Origin of the sequence: uncultured Campylobacter sp. (assembly GCF_938045465.1) — a bacterium.
GTDB lineage: Bacteria > Campylobacterota > Campylobacteria > Campylobacterales > Campylobacteraceae > Campylobacter_B.
Genome location: NZ_CALIBF010000017.1, coordinates 1 through 1,980 on the forward strand (window position 1 = coordinate 1; position 1,980 = coordinate 1,980).

Below are 1,980 nucleotides of genomic sequence, written 5' to 3' on the forward strand. Positions count from 1 at the left end.
ACCTAAATAGCCCTTGTAAGAGCTCACTGGCGTTTGCGAGCCGAAAATTTCATGCGTCGCCGTAGATTCTGCGACGTCGCCCTGCTTGGTCGCCGTAGCATGAGCGTTTACGTGCCCGATGAGATCCGGCGAGATGGCGGCGTCTTTGAGCGCCAGCTGCATCGCCGCGCGCATAGTTTCGCTCTGTGGGCGGGTAATATGCGTGCCGTCGCAGGTCGTGCCGAATCCCACTATCTCGGCGTAAATTTTAGCGCCGCGCGCAAGTGCGCTTCTGAGGCTTTCCAGCACAAACATAGCACCGCCTTCACCTAAAACCAGCCCATCACGCGCTATATCAAAAGGCGCAGGGCTGAGAGTAGGGGTGTCGTTTTTACAGCTTGTCGCGTAGAGCTTATCAAATACGAATGCCTGGCTCGGGTGCAGCTCGTCCGCGCCGCCTGCTAGCATCATATCTATCAGGCCGAATTTTATCGCTTCATAGGAGTAGCCTATCGCCTGAGACGCGCTTGTGCACGCAGAGCCTGTGGGGATGAGCCTGCCTTTTAGCCCGTAGTAGATCGCGATATTCGCAGCGACGGTGTGGGGCATCATCTTGACGTATGAGTTGGCGTTGAAGGTGCTATCCTTGCCGTGCAAAATATCTATGACCTCGCCCGTAGCCTTCGCATCGCCGCTACAGCTACCCGCTGCGACGCCCATACGGCCGTCCTTTATGCGCTCATCCTCTAAAAGCCCCGCATCCGCCAGAGCTTCGCCCGCAGCATCAACGCCGAACATCGCTACCTTGCCCATCGAGCGGGTATCTTTGCGGTTCCAGTGCGCGGGCGGCGCGTAGTTTGGTATCGGCGCGCCCAGCCTAGTGTTTAGCTCCTCGCCGAAGATATCCCATTCGCTCATATAAACTACGGCGCTTTTTTGCTGCGCCAAATTCTGCTTGATGCTTGCCCAGTCCCGCCCGAATGCACAGACGTTGCCAAAACCCGTAATGACTACTCTATTTAACATAATCCACCGTCTATTTTAATAACCTCTTTTGTGATGTATGCGGAATTTTCGCTTAGCAAAAACTCCACCAAATGCGCTACCTCGCTCGGCTCACCGATGCGACCTAGCGGGATCGCGCTTAAAATTTGCTCGCTTGCGGCTTCGTTTATACTCTCGCTCATCGCCGTTTTGATGAGCCCGGGAGCCACGACGTTTACCGTGATCTTGCGGCTTGCAAGTTCTATCGCTAGCGATTTTGCCGCGGCGATTAGGCCTCCTTTGCTAGCGGCGTAGTTGCTCTGGCCGCGGTTGCCGGCAATTCCGCTAACCGAGCTCATCACGACGATACGCCCGCCCTTTTTGGCGCGGATCATCGGCATCAGCGCGGGCTTTATGACGTTATAAAACCCGCCTAAATTCGTATCTATCACGCTTTGCCAATCCTCGCGCTCAAACCACACGAAGGAGTTATCCCGCGTGATGCCCGCGTTTAGCACGATGCCCCAGTATGCGCCGTTTGCCTCTATGTCTGCTTCGATCCGCTCCTGCGCCGCGGCAGTGTCTGCGACATCAAATTTTAAAATTTGAACTTCCGCCGCGCCCGCGTCCAAACAGCGCTTCGCTACGTCATTAAGCTTTGCTTCGTTGCGCCCGTTTAACGCCAAGCCGTAGCCCTTTTGCGCTAAATTTAACGCGCACGCCTCGCCGATACCGCCGCTTGCTCCGGTAATTAAAATTCTCTTAGCCATTTATACTCTTTATCATTTCGTCGCTCGCGCGCATTACACTTAGCGTGGCGCTTGCGATATGTTCGCCGCCGCAGCGGATCTCGCAATCGAAGATATATAGCCCCTCGCCGTCGCTCACGCTCTGCCTCGCCGTCGTAATCACGCGCTCGCCCACCTTTAGGCTTGCGCGCGAAATATCCAGGTTTCGCACGCCCAGCAAAAACCCGAGCCTTGCCTCGCCGCCGTTTCGGTGACCCGAATAGGCGCC

2 protein-coding genes and 1 pseudogene are annotated in these 1,980 nt (G+C 55.8%); all 3 read right to left on the reverse strand.

What is annotated here, in order from left to right:
• Positions 1–1,005, reverse strand: a 1,005-nt coding sequence (locus Q0413_RS01060) for a beta-ketoacyl-ACP synthase (RefSeq protein ID WP_298986387.1), incomplete at its 3' end; no start/stop codon positions are given.
• Entirely contained in the window at positions 999–1,733 is a 735-nt protein-coding gene (fabG, locus tag Q0413_RS01065; RefSeq protein WP_298062728.1) for a 3-oxoacyl-ACP reductase FabG, read from the reverse strand. The genes fabG and Q0413_RS01060, both read right to left, overlap by 7 nt.
• Positions 1,726–1,980 (reverse strand): annotated as a pseudogene (locus tag Q0413_RS01070) (hypothetical protein); the annotation flags it as partial. The pseudogene Q0413_RS01070 and the gene fabG, both read right to left, overlap by 8 nt.